This window comes from Stenotrophomonas sp. Steno-Z10-BAI (genome assembly GCF_056393115.1).
The window spans coordinates 736,013-755,835 of the sequence record NZ_JBWJOZ010000002.1; the positions used below are offsets into that span (position 1 = coordinate 736,013).

Annotated in this window: 17 protein-coding genes; all 17 read left to right on the forward strand. The window is 67.6% G+C overall.

Going from position 1 to position 19,823, the window contains the following annotated elements; genetic code table 11:
- Nucleotides 1-146: 146 nt before the first annotated feature.
- The 17 genes from flhB (at nt 147) to AC06E9_RS08200 (ending at nt 19,629) form a co-directional block, all read left to right on the forward strand.
- Complete coding sequence (gene flhB / locus AC06E9_RS08120) at nt 147-1,277, forward strand: flagellar biosynthesis protein FlhB (RefSeq protein ID WP_121036729.1); 1,131 nt, start codon at nt 147-149, stop codon at nt 1,275-1,277.
- Nucleotides 1,274-3,376, forward strand: coding sequence for a flagellar biosynthesis protein FlhA (gene flhA / locus AC06E9_RS08125; protein ID WP_478050569.1), 2,103 nt, complete (start codon nt 1,274-1,276; stop codon nt 3,374-3,376). Before flhB ends, flhA begins: the two co-directional genes overlap by 4 nt.
- 149 nt (nt 3,377-3,525) lie before the next feature.
- Nucleotides 3,526-5,178, forward strand: coding sequence for a flagellar biosynthesis protein FlhF (gene flhF, locus AC06E9_RS08130; protein WP_478055863.1), 1,653 nt, complete (start codon nt 3,526-3,528; stop codon nt 5,176-5,178).
- Nucleotides 5,165-6,052: a MinD/ParA family ATP-binding protein gene (locus AC06E9_RS08135; RefSeq protein WP_478055864.1), complete on the forward strand. Its 888-nt coding sequence runs from the start codon at nt 5,165-5,167 to the stop codon at nt 6,050-6,052. The genes flhF and AC06E9_RS08135 overlap by 14 nt, the downstream gene beginning before the upstream one ends.
- Nucleotides 6,049-6,795, forward strand: coding sequence for an RNA polymerase sigma factor FliA (locus tag AC06E9_RS08140; RefSeq protein WP_019182907.1), 747 nt, complete (start codon nt 6,049-6,051; stop codon nt 6,793-6,795). Before AC06E9_RS08135 ends, AC06E9_RS08140 begins: the two co-directional genes overlap by 4 nt.
- Nucleotides 6,796-6,811: 16 nt before the next feature.
- Nucleotides 6,812-7,204, forward strand: coding sequence for a chemotaxis response regulator CheY (gene cheY / locus AC06E9_RS08145; RefSeq protein ID WP_179459007.1), 393 nt, complete (start codon nt 6,812-6,814; stop codon nt 7,202-7,204).
- Nucleotides 7,204-7,818: a protein phosphatase CheZ gene (locus AC06E9_RS08150; protein ID WP_121036727.1), complete on the forward strand. Its 615-nt coding sequence runs from the start codon at nt 7,204-7,206 to the stop codon at nt 7,816-7,818. Before cheY ends, AC06E9_RS08150 begins: the two co-directional genes overlap by 1 nt.
- 5 nt (nt 7,819-7,823) lie before the next feature.
- Nucleotides 7,824-9,656: a chemotaxis protein CheA gene (locus AC06E9_RS08155; protein WP_121036726.1), complete on the forward strand. Its 1,833-nt coding sequence runs from the start codon at nt 7,824-7,826 to the stop codon at nt 9,654-9,656.
- A gap of 79 nt (nt 9,657-9,735) precedes the next feature.
- Nucleotides 9,736-10,476, forward strand: coding sequence for a flagellar motor protein (locus AC06E9_RS08160; protein ID WP_478055865.1), 741 nt, complete (start codon nt 9,736-9,738; stop codon nt 10,474-10,476).
- A 1-nt stretch (nt 10,477) separates the two neighbouring features.
- On the forward strand, nt 10,478-11,479 hold the full coding sequence (motD, locus tag AC06E9_RS08165; RefSeq protein WP_121036724.1) for a flagellar motor protein MotD: 1,002 nt from the start codon (nt 10,478-10,480) through the stop codon (nt 11,477-11,479).
- Nucleotides 11,480-11,484: 5 nt separating this feature from the next.
- Nucleotides 11,485-12,267, forward strand: a complete 783-nt coding sequence (locus AC06E9_RS08170; RefSeq protein ID WP_088435041.1) for a ParA family protein — start codon at nt 11,485-11,487, stop codon at nt 12,265-12,267.
- Nucleotides 12,264-13,277, forward strand: coding sequence for a chemotaxis protein CheW (locus AC06E9_RS08175; protein WP_478055866.1), 1,014 nt, complete (start codon nt 12,264-12,266; stop codon nt 13,275-13,277). Before AC06E9_RS08170 ends, AC06E9_RS08175 begins: the two co-directional genes overlap by 4 nt.
- A gap of 70 nt (nt 13,278-13,347) precedes the next feature.
- On the forward strand, nt 13,348-13,656 hold the full coding sequence (locus AC06E9_RS08180) for an STAS domain-containing protein (protein ID WP_121036722.1): 309 nt from the start codon (nt 13,348-13,350) through the stop codon (nt 13,654-13,656).
- Complete coding sequence (locus AC06E9_RS08185) at nt 13,653-14,018, forward strand: response regulator (RefSeq protein ID WP_088435039.1); 366 nt, start codon at nt 13,653-13,655, stop codon at nt 14,016-14,018. The genes AC06E9_RS08180 and AC06E9_RS08185 overlap by 4 nt, the downstream gene beginning before the upstream one ends.
- Before the next feature lie 45 nt (nt 14,019-14,063).
- Nucleotides 14,064-16,031 carry a chemotaxis protein CheA gene (locus AC06E9_RS08190; protein WP_282259418.1) on the forward strand — a complete coding sequence of 656 codons (1,968 nt, stop codon included), beginning with the start codon at nt 14,064-14,066 and terminating at the stop codon, nt 16,029-16,031.
- Between the two features lie 392 nt (nt 16,032-16,423).
- Nucleotides 16,424-18,667, forward strand: a complete 2,244-nt coding sequence (locus AC06E9_RS08195) for a methyl-accepting chemotaxis protein (protein WP_152150760.1) — start codon at nt 16,424-16,426, stop codon at nt 18,665-18,667.
- Nucleotides 18,668-18,849: 182 nt separating this feature from the next.
- Entirely contained in the window at nt 18,850-19,629 is a 780-nt protein-coding gene (locus AC06E9_RS08200) for a flagellar brake protein (protein ID WP_121036719.1), read from the forward strand.
- The last annotated feature ends 194 nt before the right edge of the window (nt 19,630-19,823 follow it).

Consider the following 19,823-nt stretch of genomic DNA (forward strand, 5'->3'; position numbering starts at 1 on the left):
CAGTGAGGGAGTGCCGGCCGCTGGCCGGCTCCTCGAAGACCAGCGGGCGTCGCCTTGAGCCGGCCAGCGACCGGCACTACCTTGGCTCGCGGCTCACGGAACGGTTCTTGCACGGACCCGGGTATCTCCTCCCGTGTCGTGCCCTGATGTCCGAGAACGAACAAGCCGGCGAAAAGACCGAATTACCCACCGAAAAACGCCTGCGCGATGCCCGGGAACAGGGCAACATCCCGCGCTCGCGGGAGCTGGCGACGGCGGCCGTGTTCGGTGCCGGCGTGCTGGCGCTGATGGCGTTCTCCGGCACCATCGCCCGCAACGCCAAGACCTGGATGCAGTTCGCGCTCAGCCCCGAGCCGGGCCTGCGCCTGCATCCCCAGGCGCTGTTCGGCCACTTCGGCGAGCTGCTGCTGCGCCTGCTGCTGGGCATGTGGCCGCTCGTGGTGATCTGCCTGTTGGCCAGTTTCCTGTCGCCGGTGGTGATGGGCGGGCTGCGCTGGTCGAACAAGTCGCTGATGCCCGATTTCAAGCGGCTCAGCCCGATGGCCGGCATGAAGCGCCTCTACGGGCCTGAGGCGATCGCCGAGTTCACCAAGTCGCTGCTGCGCATCGCCTTCGTCGGCACCGCGGCGGGGCTGGTGGTGTGGCACGGCGTGCGGCCGCTGCGCGACCTGCTCAACCAGCCCCTGGAAGCGGCGATGGTGCAGGGCCTGGGCTTCACCCTGAAGCTGATGCTGGCCACCGGCGGCGCGATGATGCTGCTGGCCGCCATCGATGCGCCGTACCAGCGCTGGAACTGGATGCGCAAGCTGAAGATGACCCGTGAAGAGCTGCGCCGGGAAATGAAGGAAAGCGAGGGCAGCCCCGAGGTCAAGGGCCGTATCCGCCAGCTGCAGCAGCAGATGTCCAACCGCCGGATGATGGAAGCGGTGCCCACGGCCGATGTCGTGGTGGTCAACCCCACCCACTACGCGGTCGCCCTGAAGTACGAAGGCGGAAAGATGGGCGCGCCTACCGTGGTCGCCCTGGGCGTGGATGAAACCGCCCTGCGCATCCGTGAAGTGGCCGACGGCAACAAGGTCGCCATCGTCTCCGCCCCGCCTTTGGCACGCGCCTTGTATCGGGAAGGTCAACTTGGAAAGGAAATTCCCGTGAGACTGTATTCGGCCGTGGCCCAGGTGCTCTCCTACGTCTACCAGCTGCGCAGCTGGGGGACCGGCCCGATGCCGGCGGCACCGAGCATCGATATCGATGAATTCGGCAAGGGAGGCCGCCCATGAGCGCGCAACCTGCCGGGATGAACGTGCGCCGCGCGCTGGACATGATCCGCCACGGGCTGGGTGCCCCGCTGATCGTGCTGGCCCTGCTGGCCATGGTGGTGGTGCCGCTGGCACCGCCGGTGCTCGATGCACTGTTCACCTTCAACATCGCCATCTCGCTGATGGTGCTGCTGGCGGTGGTCTACGTGAAGCGCCCGCTGGACTTCACCATCTTCCCGATCGTGCTGCTGGTCACCACGATGCTGCGGCTGGCCTTGAACGTGGCCTCCACCCGCGTGATCCTGCTCAACGGCCAGAACGGCCACGAAGCAGCCGGCAAGGTGATCGCCTCGTTCGGTGAGTTCGTGATCGGCGGCAACTACGCGGTCGGCATCGTGGTGTTCGCGATCCTGACCATCATCAATTTCGTGGTGATCACCAAGGGTGCCGGGCGCGTCTCCGAAGTGACCGCACGCTTCATCCTCGATGCCATGCCCGGCAAGCAGATGGCGATCGACGCCGATCTCAACGCCGGTTTGCTGACGCGTGAAGAGGCCAAGGCCCGTCGTGAGGAGGTCCGCGAGGAAGCCGACTTCTACGGTGCGATGGACGGTGCCAGCAAGTTCATCCGCGGCGATGCGATCGCCGGCATCCTGATCCTGTTCATCAACCTGGTCGGTGGCCTGGCGGTCGGCGTGCTCCAGCACGGCATGCCGTTTGGTGATGCCGCCGCGACCTACACCCTGCTCTCCATCGGTGACGGCCTGGTCGCCCAGCTCCCGGCGCTGCTGGTGTCCTCGGCGGTCGCCATGCTGGTCACCCGCGCCTCGCGCTCGCAGGACATGGCCCAGGCCATGATGGGCCAGGTGTTCGGCCAGTACCGCGCGCTGACCATCGCCGCCGCGATTCTGGCGGTGGTCGGCCTGGTGCCGGGCATGCCCAACGTCGCCTTCTTGACGCTGGCCGCGATCCTCTTCTTCATCGCCTGGAAGGCCTGGAAGAAGAGCACGGCCGAAGCCCGCGCCGCCGAATCTCCCGCCGCCAACCGTTCCGATACCCTCGGCCTGCCCGGCGCGGCGCCCTCGCCCACCGCCGAGCTGACCTGGGATGAGCTGCGCCCGGTCGATCCGCTCGGCCTGGAAGTCGGCTACCGTTTGATTCCGCTGGTGGACAAGAACCAGGGCGGCGAGCTGATGGCGCGGATCAAGGGCGTGCGCCGCAAGCTCACCCACGACATCGGCTTCCTGATTCCCTCCGTGCATATCCGCGACAACCTGGAACTGCCGGCCACCGCGTATCGCCTGCTGATCCACGGCGTGCCGGTGGCCACCGCCGAGATCCACCCCGACCGCGAACTCGCGTTGGACCCGGGCAGCGCCCTGGGCACGCTGGAGGGCATCGCCGGCAAGGATCCTGCCTTCGGGCTGGATGCGACCTGGATCCAGCCACACCAGCGTGCCAATGCCGAATCGATGGGCTACACCGTGGTCGACCCGGCCACCGTGGTCGCCACCCATCTGTCGCACCTGATCCGCGAGCACGCCCCGGAGCTGCTTGGCCATGAAGAAGTGCAGCAGTTGCTGGCCAACCTGGCCAAGAGCGCGCCGAAGCTGGTCGAAGATCTGACACCCAAGTCGCTGCCGCTGTCGGCCGTGGTGCGCGTGCTGCAGAACCTGCTGATCGAACGCATTCCGATCCGCCAGCTGCGCAAGATCGTTGAATCGCTGGTGGAAAGCGCGCCGACCAGCCAGGACCCGGCCGTGCTCACCGCTGCCGTGCGCAATGCGCTGGGCCGTTTCATCGTGCAGGAGATCGCCGGGATGTCGCCGGAGCTGCCGGTCTTCACCCTCAACCCGCAACTGGAACGCGTCTTGCAGGAGTCCACACAGGGCAACGGCGCCGCGCTGGAACCCGGACTCGCCGAGCGACTGCATCAAAGCCTGGCCGAATGTGTCGGCAAGCAGGAAGCGAAGAACGAGCCGGCGGTCGTGCTGGTGCCCGGCCCGGTACGTGCCGCGCTGGCACGGCTGGTACGCCACAGCGTCCCCTCGCTGTCCGTACTCGCATACAGCGAGGTGCCCGAGGACAAACGGTTGAAGCTGGTCGGCACGATCAGTTGAGCCGGACACCCGACGGCACCGCGACAGAAAACAGACACCTCATTCGATTTCACCGCAGCAGGAAATAAAGGGACTCCCTGACCGTGCAGACCACCGACAACCAGCGTTTCCCTTCCACCACTCCGCCGCCCCAGTCCCGGTACCACAGCATGAAAATCAAACGCTTCGTCGCCTCCGATATGCGCTCGGCCATGAACCTGGTGCGCAAGGAACACGGGCCGGACGCAGTGATCCTGTCCAACCGCCGGATCGCCGAAGGTGTCGAAATCGTGGCGGCGGCCAACTACGACGAAAGCGCCGTGCAGCGTGCGCTGGAAGCGGCCCGCAAGGACGTCGCGCCGCCGGCACCGCGCCCGCGCAGCGCCGCCGATGCCGTGATTGCCGCGGTGACCCGCCGCAAGGCCCCGGTCGCCACGCCCGAGCCGGTGGCCGCAACCACCTCGGCCGTGGCCGCACTGGCCCGCGCCGCCGTCGGCGCGACCGGTCGCACCCTGGATACCGCCAACGAAATCGTGCCGCCGCCGGGCAGCGACGGTTTCGCTGCCACCCTGGCCCGCGCCAGCGTCAGCCCTGCCGTCAATGAACCGTCGCTGCCGGAGCAGATCTTCGCGCCGTTCAACGTCGAGCAGGCCGCGGCCGCCTCGCCTGCCGCACCGGTAGACGCCGTCGCCGCACCCGCCCCGATCAACCGCGCCCGCTTCGTGATCGATCCGCCGCTGGAGGAGTCGGACGAGACCTTGCTGCCGGTCGCCGCTGCGCTCGCGCCCTTGCCGATCGTCGCTGCTGCCCTGCCGCCGGCCCTCCCGCTGCCGATCGCCGAGACCATCATCGCCGCCGCCAATGAACCGGCACCGGTCGTGGCCAGCGTGCCGGAACTGACGGTCATCCAGCGCGATGACGAAGAAATCCGCCAGCTGCGCCATGAAGTGGCCGGCATGCGCCATGTCATCGAGCGCGAGATGCACCGCTTCACCGATGAGCGCCTGCGCGGCTCGCCGGTGCGCGCCGCCGCACTGGACCTGATGGACGAATACGGCTTCGACGCCGGCATCAGCCGCGACGTGGCCATGCAGATTCCGCTGGATACCGAGGCCCACCGTGGCCGCGGCCTGATGCTCGGCCTGCTCTCCAAGAAGCTGCCGATCGCCCCGGTCGATCCGCTGGAAGCCGGCGGCGTGATCGCCCTGGTCGGCCCCACCGGCGCCGGCAAGACCACCACCATCGCCAAGCTGGCCTCGCGTTTCGCCGAGGCGCATGCCGCCCGCGATGTCGCCCTGGTCACCACCGATACCGGCCGCATCGGCGCCCGCGAGCAGCTGTACGGCTTCGGCCGCCAGCTCGGCATCGCCGTCCACGAGGCCAGCAGCGGCAGCGATCTGAACCAGCTGCTGGAACGCCTGAAGGACTACAAGCTGGTCCTGATCGACACCGCCGGCCTGGGCCCGCGCGACCGCGCCCTGGCGGCCCAGCTGCAGTGGCTGCGTGCCGCCGAGCAGATCCGCACCCTGCTGGTGCTGCCGGCCAACACCAGCTTCGGCGACATGGACGAGGTGGTCCGCCGCTTCAGCGCCGCCAACCCGCAGGGCGTGGTGCTGAGCAAGCTGGACGAAACCGGCCGCTTCGGTACCGCCCTGTCGGTGGCCGTGGATCACCGCCTGCCGATCACCTGGGTCACCGATGGCCAGGACGTTCCTGAAGACCTGCACCGTGCCAGTGCGGCCAATCTTGTACTTCGCCTTGAAGATTTGCGCCGCGCGGCCGATATGCCCTGCAACCCGGAGTTGAACCATGCCGTCGCGTGAGTACGCCAAGCTGACCAAGACCTTCCCGTTGTCGGCTACCCGAAGCCAGCCGCTGGGCCCGGTCCGCACCATCGCCGTCACCGGCGGCAAGGGCGGCGTGGGCAAAACGAACGTTTCGGCCAATCTGGCCGTGGCGCTGGCGGACATGGGCAAGCGCACGCTGCTGCTGGATGCCGACCTCGGCCTGGCCAACATCGACGTGATCCTCGGCCTGCAGCCGAAGGTGACCCTGGCCGACCTCGTCGCCGGGCGCTGCACGCTGGAAGAAGTGATCATGGAAGGCCCTGGCGGCGTGCTGGTGGTCCCGGCCGCCTCCGGCCGCCGCCACATGGCCGAGCTGCAGCCGGCCGAGCACGTCGGCCTGGTCAACGTGTTCTCCGAGCTCGAGCGCGAGCTGGACATCATGATCGTGGATACCGCCGCCGGCATCAACGATGGCGTGCTGACCTTCTGCCAGGCCGCACAGGACACCGTGGTGGTGGTCTGCGATGAGCCGGCCTCGATCACCGACGCCTACGCGCTGATCAAGGTCCTCTCGCGCGAGCGCGGCGTGGACCGGATCCAGGTGGTGGCCAACATGGTGCGCGACCCGAACGAAGGCCGCGTGCTGTACGAAAAGCTGAGCCGCGTCTGCGAGAAGTTCCTCGCCGATGTCTCGCTGAACTACCTGGGCTGCGTGCCGCAGGATGACTGGCTGCGCCTGTCGGTGCAGCGCCAGCAGCCGGTGGTGAAGGCCTACCCGTCCAGCCCGGCCGCCCTGGCGCTGACCGAGATCGCGCGCCGCACCGCCCGCTGGCAGGCCCCGACCGAGCCGCGTGGCGGGGTCGAATTCTTCCTGGAACGCATCCTCAAGCAACGCGGGGTGACGGTATGAAGGGCGCAGCACAATACAAAGAGGTCCAGCGGACCGCGGCCAACGAGTGCATTGCCCAGCACTCGGATCTTGTCCGCCGCATCGCCCACCATCTGGCGGCACGTTTGCCAGCCAGCGTGGAGGTCGACGACCTGATCCAGGCCGGCATGATGGGCCTGATCGAGGCCTCGCGCAGCTACGACGCCGACCAGGGCGCCTCGTTCGAAACCTACGCCTCGATCCGCATCCGCGGTTCGATGATCGATGAAATCCGCCGTGGCGACTGGGTGCCGCGCTCGGTGCACCGCCGCGCCCGCGATGCCGCCGCGACCATCCGTCGCCTGGAGCAGAGCACCGGCCGTGCCGCCAGCGCCACGGAAGTGGCCGCCGCGATGGACATGCCGCTGCCGGATTACCTGCGCCTGATGGAAGACGCCTCGCGGGGCCAGGTGCTGAGCCTGGAATCGCGGATCGAGGACCAGGGCGAACTGGACACCGTCGCCCAGGGCGGCCCGACCCCGCAGCAGGTGCTGGAGCGCGGCGAGTTCGGGCGTGAGCTGGGCAACGCGATCGGCCTGCTGCCCGAGCGCGAACAGCTGGTGCTGTCGCTGTACTACGAGCAGGAACTGAACCTGAAAGAGATCGGCGCCGTGTTGGGTGTCAGCGAATCGCGCGTGTGCCAGATCCATGGCCAGGCCGTGCTGCGCCTGCGGGGCCGGCTGAAGATCTTCGAGGCGGCAGACGCCGGCCTCGAGAACCATTGAAATCGAGGAAAGTGCTTTGAACAAGAACATGCGTATCCTGATCGTCGACGACTTCTCGACCATGCGTCGTATCGTCAAGAACCTGCTGGGCGATCTGGGCTTCACCAATACGGCCGAAGCCGAGGACGGGCATGCCGCGCTGGCGTTGTTGCAGAGCCAGCCGTTCGATTTCGTGGTCACCGACTGGAACATGCCGGTCATGACCGGCATCGACCTGCTCAAGGCCGTGCGTGCCGACGCCAAGCTCAAGACGCTGCCGGTGCTGATGGTGACCGCGGAAGCCAAGCGCGAGCAGATCATTGAAGCGGCGCAGGCCGGCGTGAACGGGTACATCATCAAGCCGTTCACCGCCCAGACCCTGGAAGAAAAGCTCGGCAAGATCTTCGAACGCCTGGCGGCGAGCGCCTGATGGAAACCCTGAGCGACAAATCCGCGCTGGTGCAGCGCCTGCAGGATGCCCTGGCCGCGCTGGAAAGCGGTGACGAAGCCGGTTGGCGCCGGGAAATCGACGCCCTCGCCGCGCTGCGCACGCAGCCGATGATGGCCGGCCTGAACCGCCTGGCCCGCGAGCTCGGCCAGGCCTTGGGCGAGCTGCCCAGCCTGCCCAGCGAAGCCGGCGAGCTGGATGACGCCTGCGCGCGCCTGGACCACGTGGTGGCGATGACCGAACAGGCCACCCACCGCACGCTGGACCTGGCCGAAGAATGTCGCTCGCTCACCGAACAGCTGCGCGCCAACGGGTTGACGCCCGACCAGGGCCAGCAACTGGACCGGATCCGCCACAACCTCACCGAAATCGCGCTGACCCAGAGCTACCAGGACCTGACCGGGCAGATCATCCGCCGCGTGGTCGGGATCGTGCGTCGCGTGCATGAGGGCTTCGGTGCGCTCGGCCTGCCCCCGCAGGAAGACGAGAACAAGCGCGACAACAACGGCCTGGCCGGCCCGGCCCTGAAGGGCCTGGATCGCCATGCGGTGTCACAGAACGACGCCGACGACCTGCTCTCGGACCTGGGACTGTAACGATCATGAGTGCTGTGCCAGACGATATCGCTGCCGACTTCATCCTCGAGGCCCAGGAAATCCTGGATCGCCTCGGCGAACAGCTGGTGTCGCTGGAGCAGGCGCCCCAGGATGCCGACCAGCTCAACGCCGTGTTCCGTGGCTTCCACACGCTCAAGGGCGGTGCCGGCTTCCTCGGCATCCAGGCGATGGTCGAGCTGTGCCACGCCGCCGAGGAAACCCTCGGCATGGCCCGCTCCGGCCAGGCCACGCTGCAGGCCCACCACTTCGATGCGGCCCAGCAATCGCTGGATTACCTGCAGTCGATGCTGGATTCGGTCTCGGCCGGGACCGAGCCGGGCTACGCCCCGCCGGAGCTGATCGCCCAGTTCGACGTCAGCGGGCCGGCCACGCCGGCGCCGGCGGCCGCCACCACGGCCAGCGGCGGCGAGATGATCACCGATGATGAGTTCGAGGCGCTGCTCGACCAGTTGCATGGCGGTGCCGCACCGACCGCCATCGCGGCCCCGAAGAAAGATGACGGCCTGATCGGCGAGGACGAGTTCGAAGCCCTGCTGGACCAGCTGCACGGTGGCGCTGTTCCCGGCGCCAAGGCCGGTGCCGCCGCGCCGGTGGCTGCACCGCGGGCCGTGGCTGCGCCGGCCGCACCGGGCGCCAAGCCGGCCCCGGCCAAACCGGTCGCCGAAGCCGAACACACCGTGCGCGTGGACACCAAGCGCCTGGATGCGATCGTCAACCTGATCGGCGAGCTGGTGCTCTCACGCAACCGGCTCAAGACCCTGCGTGCGCGCCTGCACGATGAAGAGCTTGACCGTGCGGTCTCCACGTTGGACATCGCCACCGCCCGCCTGCAGTCGGCGGTCATGCGCACCCGCATGCAGCCGGTCGGCAAGGTGTTCTCGCGCTTCCCCAAGGTGGCGCGCGATGTCGCGCGCTCGCTGAAGAAGGAGGTCGAACTTGAGCTGATCGGTGCGGAAACCGAGCTGGACCGCAACCTGGTCGAAGCGCTGGCCGATCCTCTGGTCCATCTGGTCCGCAACGCGATCGACCACGGCGTGGAAATGCCGGACCTGCGCGAGGCCCAGGGCAAGCCGCGCAGTGGCCACGTGCGCCTGTCCGCGCAGCAGGAAGGCGACTACGTCAGCATCGAAGTGCAGGACGACGGCGCGGGTATCGACCCCGAACGCCTGCGCCAGAAGGCACGCGAGAAGGGCTTGATCGATCCGGAAGCCGCTGCCCGCCTGAGCAGCGAGGAGTGCCTGCACCTGGTGTTCCTGCCCGGTTTCTCGACCAAGCAACAGGTCACCGACATCTCCGGCCGCGGCGTGGGCATGGACGTGGTCCAGTCCCGCATCCGCGAGCTCAGCGGCCAGATCCAGATCCAATCCGAGCTGGGCCGCGGCAGCCGCTTCATGATCCGCGTGCCGCTGACCCTGGCGATCCTGCCGACCCTGCTGGTGCAGGCCGGCGAAGACGTCTACGCCCTGCCCCTGGCCCGCGTGATGGAGGTGCTGCATGCCCCCAACACCTCCCTGGGCTGGTTCGACGGCCGCGCCGTGCTGGACCGCAAATCGCACACGCTGGCGCTGGTCGATCTGCGCCACTGGCTCGATGTCGAGCCGATGCCGTCCTCGCTGCTGACCATCGTCGTACTGCAGGCCGGTGAAGCCCGCTTCGGCCTGGTGGTGGACCAGGTGCGCGGCCGCGAGGAAGTCGTGATCAAGCCGCTTCCGAAAGCCCTGCGCGGGTTGCGTGGCTATGCCGGCGCCACCCTCATCGGTGACGGCCGCATGGCGCTGATCCTGGACGTGGACGGGCTGCGTACCCACCACGATTGACCGCGTGAAAGTGTGACCGCCGCATCACTGGATTCCTTCGGCGTCTCAAGTCCCATTCACACAAGCCGATAACGGACCCATGGACAGACTCAGCCTCATTGGACTTTTCCTCGCGTTGGCCTCACTGGTCGGCGGCAGCATCCTCAAGGGGGCCGGTCTGGCGTCGCTGTGGTCGCCGGCCGCCTTCGTGATCGTCATCGTCGGCACCATCGCCTCGATCCTGCTGCATACCTCGCCGGCCGTGTTCAAGCACGCCTTCAAGATCGTGAAGTGGGTGATCCTGCCGCCGAGCAGCGACCGCCGCCACCTGATCCAGCAGATCGTGGAGTGGAGCAACATCGCCCGCCGCCAGGGCCTGCTCGGTCTGGAAGCGCAGGTCGACGCCCAGGACGATCCGTTCCTGCGCAAGGGGCTGCAGCTGCTGGTGGACGGCGTGGAGCCGGAGACCATCCGGAACATGATGGAGATCGAGCTGAGCAGCCAGGAAAGCCAGGATCTGGCCGCGTCCAAGGTGTTCGAGGGCATGGGCATCTATGCGCCGACGCTGGGCATCATCGGCGCGGTGCTCGGCCTGATCGCGGTGATGAAGAATCTTGCCGACCCGAGCAAGCTCGGCCACGGCATCGCGGCGGCGTTCACCGCCACCATCTACGGCATCGCCTCGGCCAACCTGCTGTTCCTGCCGGTCTCGGCCAAGCTCAAGAGCGTGATCCACCACAACAGCCGCGACCGCGAAATGATCATCGAAGGGCTGATTTCCATCGCCCAGGGTGAGAACCCGCGCAACATCGAAACCAACCTGTCCGGGTTCCTGCACTGACATGGCCCGCCGCAAGCACCACGAAGAACATGCCAACCATGAGGCCTGGGCGATCCCTTACGCCGACCTCATGACGCTGCTGCTCGCCTTCTTCGTGGTGATGTACGCCATCTCCTCGCTCAACGAGGGCAAATACCGGATCATGGCCGACGCGCTGACCACCGCCTTCGGTGGCGCGCCGCGCACCATCAACCCGGTGCAGGTCGGCAACCAGCAGGTCCAGGGGGGCGGCTGGGACAGCCCCTCGGTGATCAGGGCCGGGACCAAGATCGGCCCCTCCGCCCCCGCCCCCAGCAACGACCCGACCCTGCTGCCGGCGATGGCCTCGCAGATGCGCATGCCGGTCTCGATCCGCAACCAGGAACAGCTGCAGCGCGCCGAGCGCCAGCTCAACGGCATCGCCGACAAGCTCACCGCCACGCTGGCGCCGCTGATCGAACGCGGCATGATCACCGTGCGTCGCACCGAGCTGTGGATCGAAGTGGAGATCAACAGCGACATCCTGTTCCCGACCGGCTCGGCCACGCTGGATGTGCACGCGCGCGACACCCTCTCCAAGCTGGCCGTAGTGCTGCGTGATGCACCCAACGGCGTGCGCGTGGAAGGCCACACCGACAACATCCCGATCGCCACCTCGCTGTTCCCCTCCAACTGGGAGCTGTCGGCTGGGCGCGCGGCCAGCGTGGTGCACCTGTTCGCCGATCAGGGCCTGCAGCCGGCACGGCTGGCGATGGTTGGCTATGGCCAGTTCCGCCCGCGCGAAGACAATGCCAGCGCCGAAGGCCGCAACCGCAACCGGCGGGTGATGGTGATCATCCTGGCCGATACCGCGCAGAGCATCGATCCGATCACCGACCGGCTCAGCGCCGATGCCGACGCCGCCGATGCGGCCAAGGCACCGGCCGCCAGCACCCCTGTTACCCCCATCGCACCGGTGCAGTTGCCACCGGTGCCGGCCGGCAGCCGCGTTGGCGCCGCCGTTCCGCCCGCAATGAAGGAGTGAACCGCATGCGTATCTGGGCTGTTGCCAATCAGAAAGGCGGGGTGGGCAAGACCACCACAACGCTCGCGCTCGGCCGCGGCTTGGCTACGCAGGGCCACCGCGTGCTGTTGATCGATCTGGATCCGCATTCGTCGCTGACCCGCGCCTTCGGCGTGCCGCTGGATCCGCCGCCGCAGGGCGTGCTGGAACTGTTCGCCGCGCCACCGGCCGAGCTCTCCACCCTCGCCCACCACAGCGACATCCCGGGCTTGGACTACGTCTGCGCACAGGCCGCGCTGGCCACGCTGGAGCGCCGCAGCGCGAACCAGCCCGGCCTCGGCCTGGCCCTGCAGAATGCGTTGGGCCGCCATCAGGGACAGCACGATTACATCCTGCTCGACTGCGCGCCCACCCTGGGCCTGTTGATGATCAACGCACTGGCCGCAGCCGACCGCCTGATCATCCCGACCCAGGCCGAGCCGCTGGCCCTGCACGGCCTGGATGGCATGGTCCGCACCGGCGAAATGGTCGAGCGTTCGCGCCGCCGCCCGCTGCCGATGTCGATCCTGCCGACCCTGTTCGACCGCCGCACCCGCGCTGGCAACGAAACCGTCAAGCTGATGCAGGACAAGCACGGCCACCGCGTCTGGGAAGACGCGATCCCGGTCGACACCCGGATCTGCAACGCCGCCAGCCTCACCGTGCCACCGCAATCGGAGGACTACCCCGGGCGTGGCCTGGCCGCCTACCGCCGCGCCCTGGAATGGATCCTGGCCGACGATGCGCAGCAGATGGAGCGCGCGGCATGAACACCGCCGGTGTCCTGGACGACTACCTGGAGCAGCTGCTCGGCGACGCGATGCCGGCGCCGACAGAGGCGCCGGTGCCGGTCGCAGTGGCCGAGGTGGTGGATGCTGTCGCCGCAACCGAAGCCATCGAAGCAGGGGACGCCGGGTCTGCCACCGGCGACGTGGGCGTCACCGAAGCAGCTTCGGCGGCTGAATCAATTGCTGTCGCGCCGGGCTTCGACGACCTGCTCGATGAACTGCGCAACGATCCGCTGCTGAGCGGCGCGATGCCTGCCCCCGTGGACGAAGCCCGCCCCAGCTGGGACGACCTGCCGCCCGAGGTCGTCTACGAAATAGATCCCGTGGCCACAGGTGCCGACGCGCCCGCAACAGCCCCCGCCCCGGCACCGATCGCGGCGGTGCCAAGCGCCCGCGCACCGATCGCCCGGCCGATGCCCTCCATGACGCCGATGCCGCCGATGCCGGCCGCCACCAGCGTCCGCGCCGGCAGCCCTTCGCTGGCACAGAGCCGCCCCGGCAGCTGGGAGGAACTACAACGCCAGGCACGTGACCCGGCCTCCAGCCCGCGCGAGAACCGTCGCGCCAGCGAACGCACCTCCCGCTGGCTGCGCCTGCGCTGCGGCGCCCAGGCCTACGCGCTGGAACTGCTCAAGGTCCAGGAAGTGGTCCTGCCGGTGCCGTTGCTGCCGCTGCGCGGCACCTCGCCGGCAATGCTGGGCATCATGAACCTGCGCGGCCAGGTGGTGCCGGTGATGGACCTGGGCATCCACCTGGGCAGCAGCGCCGCCGGTAACGACGCCAATACCCGCATCGTGGTGCTGGAAGAGAACGGCGAGACCATGGGCCTGCGCGTCTCGGCCGTGGAGGATGTCGCCAACCTCACCGATTCGCAGATCGAGCCCCCCGATACCGCCCGCATCTGCCAGATCTCCAACGACCTCTTCCGAGGCGTGGCCCGCGGTGGCGCCCAGCCGATGATCCTGCTGGATGCGACGCAGCTGCTGAACTGACCGCCGGAACGGCTAAAGCTTCCCGGGTTATTGCCGTTATAGACCTCGGAACCGTTTGTCCGGAGCAATGATGAGCACTGTGGCCCTGGGTGATGATCTCGGCATCGAGACCAGCACCGAGCTGAAAACACGTTTGGCCCCCCTGGTGGATCAGGCCGGCGATCTGACGCTGGATGCCAGCCAGGTCGGCCGTATCCATACCGCCTCGGTGCAGGTGCTGTGCGCATTCGTCGAGGCCCGCCGCAAGGCCGGGCATCCCACCGGATTCCACGGTTGCACCGCAACCTTCCGTGATGCCGCGCGTCTGCTCGGCGTCACCCAGGCCCTCGGCCTGGATGCACCCCATGACAACCTGAAATCTGTGGAGAACGCTGCATGAGCGCACGTATCTTGGTGGTGGACGATTCGGCGTCGATGCGCCAGATGGTCTCTTTCGCCCTCACCTCGGCCGGCTTTTCCGTCGAGGAAGCCGAAGACGGCGCGGTCGCCCTCGGTCGTGCCAAGGGCCAACGCTTCAACGCGGTGGTCACCGACGTCAACATGCCCAACATGGATGGCATCGCGCTGATCCGTGAGCTGCGCCAGCTGCCGGACTACAAGTTCACGCCGATGCTGATGCTGACCACCGAATCGGCCGCGGACAAGAAGTCCGAAGGCAAGGCCGCCGGCGCGACCGGCTGGCTGGTCAAGCCGTTCAACCCGGAACAGCTGGTCGCCACCGTCCAGAAAGTCCTGGGCTGATCCCGCTTCACCCTTCCCTCCCCTCGCACCTGGACACCCCGCACCATGAGCATGGATCTGCAACGTTTCCACGCCACCTTCTTCGAAGAAAGCCGCGAGGGGCTGGATGCGATGGAAGCTGGCCTGCTGGCGCTCGAATCGGGCCAGCAGGACCCGGAGATCATCAACTCGGTGTTCCGTGCCGCGCATTCGATCAAGGGCGGCGCCGGCACCTTCGGCTTCGACGCGATCGCCGCGTTGACCCACGTACTGGAAACGCTGCTGGACGAACTGCGTGCCGGCAAGCGGGCGCTGGAGCCGGCCGCGGTTGATGCGATGCTGGCGTCGGTGGACGTGCTGCGCGCCCTGCTGCGCGAAGCCGAACACGGCCAGGCCGCAGATCCGCACGCGGTCGCTGAGGTCAAGGCGCGCCTGGAAGCGGTGCTGTCCGGCCAGGCCGCTGCTGCGGCACCGGTCGCCGCCGCCAAGGTCGATGACACCCCGGAGGCGTGGCAGATCGGTTTCGTGCCGGCGCCGTCGCTGTTCATGAGCGGCAACGACCCGCTGCGCATCATCCGCGAGCTCGAGCACCTGGGCTCGCTGCAGGTCGCCGCACGCCTGGATCGCCTGCCCGGCTTCGACCAGCTCGACCCGCTCGAAGCGCACCTGGCGTGGGACCTCGGCCTGGTCGGCAAGGTACCGCGCAGCAAGATCGAAGATACCTTCGCCTGGGTCGTGGACGACTGCGAACTGGACATCCGTCCGGCCGCACCGCCGAGCCTGGCCACCAGCGCGCCGGTCGAGGCCAAACCCGCCGTCGTCGCCCCCGCGGCTGCGGCCGCACCGCCCGCCGCCGCTCATGAAGCCGAGACCTCGATCCGCGTCAGCGTGGACAAGGTCGATGCGCTGATCAATCTGGTCGGCGAACTGGTCATCACCCAGGCCATGCTCAAGCAGGTCTCGCACGCGCTGGATCCGGCGCAGGCCGAGCAGCTGCTGACCGGCCTGGATCTGCTGGAACGCAATACACGCGATCTGCAGGAAGCGGTCATCGGCGTGCGCATGCTGCCGGTGGACGCGGTGTTCCGCCGCTTCCCGCGCCTGGTCCGCGATCTGTCCTCGCGCCTGGGCAAGCACGTGCGCCTGCGCACCATCGGCGAAGGCACCGAGCTGGACAAGGGCCTGATCGAGAAGATCGCCGATCCGCTCGTGCACCTGGTCCGCAACTCGATCGACCACGGCCTGGAGATGCCGGACGTGCGTCGCGAAGCGGGCAAGGACGAAACCGGTACGATCACCTTGGCGGCCTCGCATCAGGGCGGCCACATCGTGATCGAAGTCAGCGATGACGGCCGTGGCCTGAACCGCGACAAGATCCTGTCCAAGGCGCTCGAACGCGGCCTGAGCGTGCCGGACAACCCCACCGACGCGCAGGTCTGGGATCTCATCTTCCAGCCGGGCTTCTCCACCGCTGACGCCGTCACGGATCTGTCCGGTCGTGGCGTCGGCATGGATGTGGTCCGCCGCAACATCCAGGCGCTGGGTGGCGAAGTACAGCTGGAAAGCCAGGCCGGCAACGGCACCCGCGTGCTGATCCGCCTGCCGCTGACGTTGGCGATCCTGGATGGCATGACCGTCTCGGTGGCCGGCGAAACGTTGATCCTGCCCCTGGCCTATGTGCTCGAAGCCCTGCAGCCGCAGGCCGACGATGTGCGCACCATGGCTGGCGAAGGCCGGGTGCTGCGGGTGCGTGGCGAATACCTGCCGATCCTCTCGCTCAGCGAGTACTACGGCTACGGTGGCCGTGCCATGGACGATCCGCTGGTGGTGGTCGTCGAGGGCGACGGCCAGAAGATCGCGCTGGAAGTAGACGAACTGGTCGGACAGCAGCAGGTCGTGGTCAAGAACATCGAGAACAACTACCGCCGTATCAGCGGGGTTTCCGGTGCGACCATCCTCGGCGACGGCCGGGTCGCGCTGATCGTCGACATCGGCGGCCTGGTGCGGTCGCTCAAGGTGCCACAGGCCGCATAACGCGCCTACAGCATGCTGTCCCCGACGCCGCCGCTCCCCCGGGAGCGGCGGCGTTCGTTTGTGGGCGTGCGTGGGCGTCGGTGATCACGGTGCGCGGAACTGTGAACTCCATCAGCGGACGATGGCAGCGAGCATCCCCTCCCACCGTCCGCTTGCGTACGGACGAGCCCGCTCAAACCCTTGCAACAGCAACCATCGCCGCCCGCTGAACCGTGATGGCAAACGTGAAAAAAATGTGACGCAGCACTATCAAGTTGCGGTCGATCAGCGCCGCTATCCGAAGTAGCGACCACGGCAACCGTCGCGCTCCTCCGCTCCACTCTCTCCCATCCCCGCTGATTCCGCCCAGCACCCCACGGCTGTGCGTCACTGCCCTGCCCGGAGTTCCAATCATGAAGTGGTTCCACGACCTGCCCATCGCCCGCAAGCTGGCGGTAGGCTTCACCCTCACCACGTTGATGACACTGGCCCTGGGCAGCTTCGCCCTGCTCCGCCTGGGCGAAGCCAACGCCCAGCTGCGCGCGATGAGCACCAACGACATTCCCTCCGTGCAGCACCTGGGCGAAGTGCGTGCGCAGCTCGGCGAGTTCCGCACCTACGAAATGGCCCAGCTGACCGTGCTGGACAAGCCGGAGTCGGTCGCCGACTACGACAAGCGCATGGCCGACACCGGCAAGATCGTCAACGCCGAGCTGGCCGCCTACGCGCTGCTGCCGGCCGGCGACAAGGAACGTCAGTTGTACGAAGTGGTTGCCGCCCGCACCGCCGATTACTTCAAGGCCAACGGCCTGATCAAGGATGCCATCGCCGCCGGCGACGGCGTCACTGCCCAGCAGATTTCCGATGAACAATCGCGCCCGGCGCGCCGTGCGCTGTTCGCCGCGCTCAAGGACCTGGGTGAGTTCAGCAACGGCGTGATGGCCAGCCGCATCGAGAGCGCCAACGCCACGCACCAGAACAGCGTTTACGCGATCATCGGCTGCATCGTGCTGCTGTCGCTGCTGGCTGCCGTGATGGGCGTCGTGATCTCGCGCGCCATCACCCGCCCGCTCGGCCAGGCCGTGCACGCCATCCAGTCGGTCGCCCGTGGCGATCTGTCGGTCAACATCCAGGCCACCAGCAAGGATGAAGCCGGCAAGATGCTGACCGCCACCCGCGACATGACCGTGATGCTGCGCCGCTTCTCCGAGCAGACCCAGCAGATGGTGGAAATGCACGCCGGCCCGGACATCAGCCACCGTATTCCGGAAGATTTTCCGGGCGTGTATGGCCAGCTGGCCGTTGGCATCAACACGGTGATCTTCGAGCACCTGGATTCAATCAAGGACGCGATCAACGTCCTGAACCAGTACGCCGCCGGCGACCTCTCGCCGAACGCCCGCCGCCTGCCCGGCACCCGCGCGATCCTGCACGAATCAATGGATGCGGCCAAGGCGAGCCTGCTGGCGATCAACACCCAAATCCAGTCGCTGGCCCAGGCCGCTGCTGCAGGTGACTTCACCCAGCGTGGCGATGCGACGCGCTTCGACCACGACTTCCGGGTCATGATCGAGCACCTCAACACGATGATGCAGGTCGCCGACGGCAATCTGTCCCAGCTCTCGCACCTGCTGCAGTCCATCGCCAACGGCGACCTCACCGCGCGCATGCAGGGCGAGTTCCACGGCGTGTTCGCCTCGATGCGCGACGACGCCAACACCACCGTCGCCCAGCTGACCCAGATCGTCGGCCGCATCCAGCAGGCGTCCTCCAGCATCAGCACCGCGGCCGGCGAGATCGCCTCGGGCAACAACGATCTGTCGCGCCGTACCGAGCAGCAGGCCGCCAATCTGGAAGAAACCGCGGCTTCGATGGAGGAACTGACCTCCACCGTGCGCCAGAACGCCGAACACGCCCGTCAGGCCAACCAGCTTGCCATCGGCGCGCACTCGGTCGCGTCGCAGGGCGGTGATGTGGTGGGCCGCGTGGTCAGCACCATGCACGAGATCGACGCCTCCTCGCGCCGCATCGCCGACATCATCACCGTGATCGACGGCATCGCCTTCCAGACCAACATCCTGGCGCTGAACGCCGCGGTGGAAGCCGCCCGTGCCGGTGAGCAGGGTCGTGGGTTCGCGGTCGTCGCCTCCGAAGTGCGCACCCTGGCCCAGCGCTCGGCCGGCGCGGCCAAGGAGATCAAGGGCCTGATCGACGAATCGGTCGGCAAGGTCGCCGAAGGCTCGCAACTGGTCAACCAGGCCGGCGCTACCATGGGTGAGATCGTCGCCTCGGTGCAGCGCGTGACCGACATCATGGCCGAGATCTCCGCGGCCTCGCAGGAGCAGTCCGCCGGCATCGAGCAGGTCAACCAGACCGTGGTGCAGATGGATGAGACCACCCAGCAGAACGCCGCGCTGGTGGAAGAAGCCACCGCCGCCGCCCGTGCCATGGAAGAACAGGCCGGCCATCTGACCGATGCGGTCGCGCTGTTCAAGCTGGAGGGCCAGGCGCACGCAGCACCCGCAGCCGTCATCCGCGCACCCGCCCCGCCGCGCGCTGCGGCACCGGCCAAGCCGCGCAGCGTGGTGGCCGCGCCCCGCCGTGTCATGAGCCGTGAACCGGCCCTGGCCAACGATACCGAGTGGCAGGAATTCTGATCGCGTTCGGCACGTGATCGATCGACCTTCGACACCCCGCTCCGGCGGGGTGTCGTCGTTTCGCCGGTGCCATGCCACGCCACAGCCGCACAATTCCCCTACATAAATGTGAACTACTGCCGATAAACGGACTGAGCCCCGGCATCTACGCATGCCAGCACCCGCCCAACTCAGCAGATTCCATGTCCGAAGGCAGCCTCGACGCACACGACCGATCCCATGCCGCGCACGACGACGGCACGGATGACAGGTACCTGGTCCGCAATCCCCGCCAGATCCGGCAGTTGCTGCAGGCGCTGATCGACCAGCGTTCGTTGATCAACGCCCATCTGGGCGGCCGCGATCAATCCTTCCCCACCGCGGTGCTGGAACTGGACGAAGACGACGATTGGCTGCTGCTGGACGGCAGCCCGTCCGAGCCCGCCAACCGCGCCGCCGAAGACGCCGGCCACCTGCTCTGCTTCGCCCAGCTGGACCGGGTGATGGTGCGCTTCCGCCTGGATGGCCTGGAACGCGTTCGCAACGAAGGGCATGTTGCTTTCCGCGTGCCCTTCCCCGACGAGCTGGTGCACCTGCAGCGCCGCGAACTGTACCGGCTGGAAACGCCGATCACCGATTCGCCCCACCTGCAGTTCCCGATCAACGAAGACCGCAGTGAGATCCTGCAGTTGCGCGTGGTGGACATCAGCGGCGGCGGCCTGGCCGTCACGGTGCCGGTGGACTGCAACGTATTCTCCCTGCAGAAACGCTACGCCGCCCAGCTCGACCTCCCCGACGGCAGCCCGCTGCATGTCTCGCTGATCGTCTGCAACCAGTTGGCGGTCAAGCTGCCCAACGGTGTCGAGATGAAGCGCATCGGCATGCGCTTCGACGACCTCCCGCGCGGTGGCGACAGCGCGATCCAGCGCTACATCTTCCGCATCGACCGGCAGCGCAGTGCGAGGAAGAATGGGGAGAGTTGATGGCTGCCTCAACTGCTCGGCGGTTTGATGCTGCGTGACTGGGTCGGCGCGGGTGGGTTGGCGGGACACGCCCCCACCCACACCAGCCCAGCCGCCGAACGCAGCACCGCCAACGCCGTTGCTCTCGCCAAGCACCCTAAAGTCGCCCCCGGCCAGGCCGATATCCAGCGTGACCCCCGGTTATTCGACCGCCA

Bases quoted from the DNA above. Each gene is read 5' to 3' on its own strand.
- AC06E9_RS08190 (WP_282259418.1), top strand. From the start codon at position 14,064: ATGAGCATGGATCTGCAACGTTTCCACGCCACCTTCTTCGAAGAAAGC.
- flhF (WP_478055863.1), top strand. From the start codon at position 3,526: ATGAAAATCAAACGCTTCGTCGCCTCCGATATGCGCTCGGCCATGAAC.
- motD (WP_121036724.1), top strand. From the start codon at position 10,478: ATGGCCCGCCGCAAGCACCACGAAGAACATGCCAACCATGAGGCCTGG.
- flhA (WP_478050569.1), top strand. From the start codon at position 1,274: ATGAGCGCGCAACCTGCCGGGATGAACGTGCGCCGCGCGCTGGACATG.
- AC06E9_RS08160 (WP_478055865.1), top strand. From the start codon at position 9,736: ATGGACAGACTCAGCCTCATTGGACTTTTCCTCGCGTTGGCCTCACTG.
- AC06E9_RS08155 (WP_121036726.1), top strand. From the start codon at position 7,824: ATGAGTGCTGTGCCAGACGATATCGCTGCCGACTTCATCCTCGAGGCC.
- AC06E9_RS08195 (WP_152150760.1), top strand. From the start codon at position 16,424: ATGAAGTGGTTCCACGACCTGCCCATCGCCCGCAAGCTGGCGGTAGGC.
- AC06E9_RS08140 (WP_019182907.1), top strand. From the start codon at position 6,049: ATGAAGGGCGCAGCACAATACAAAGAGGTCCAGCGGACCGCGGCCAAC.
- AC06E9_RS08185 (WP_088435039.1), top strand. From the start codon at position 13,653: ATGAGCGCACGTATCTTGGTGGTGGACGATTCGGCGTCGATGCGCCAG.
- AC06E9_RS08170 (WP_088435041.1), top strand. From the start codon at position 11,485: ATGCGTATCTGGGCTGTTGCCAATCAGAAAGGCGGGGTGGGCAAGACC.
- flhB (WP_121036729.1), top strand. From the start codon at position 147: ATGTCCGAGAACGAACAAGCCGGCGAAAAGACCGAATTACCCACCGAA.
- AC06E9_RS08200 (WP_121036719.1), top strand. From the start codon at position 18,850: ATGTCCGAAGGCAGCCTCGACGCACACGACCGATCCCATGCCGCGCAC.
- AC06E9_RS08175 (WP_478055866.1), top strand. From the start codon at position 12,264: ATGAACACCGCCGGTGTCCTGGACGACTACCTGGAGCAGCTGCTCGGC.
- AC06E9_RS08150 (WP_121036727.1), top strand. From the start codon at position 7,204: ATGGAAACCCTGAGCGACAAATCCGCGCTGGTGCAGCGCCTGCAGGAT.
- AC06E9_RS08180 (WP_121036722.1), top strand. From the start codon at position 13,348: ATGAGCACTGTGGCCCTGGGTGATGATCTCGGCATCGAGACCAGCACC.
- AC06E9_RS08135 (WP_478055864.1), top strand. From the start codon at position 5,165: ATGCCGTCGCGTGAGTACGCCAAGCTGACCAAGACCTTCCCGTTGTCG.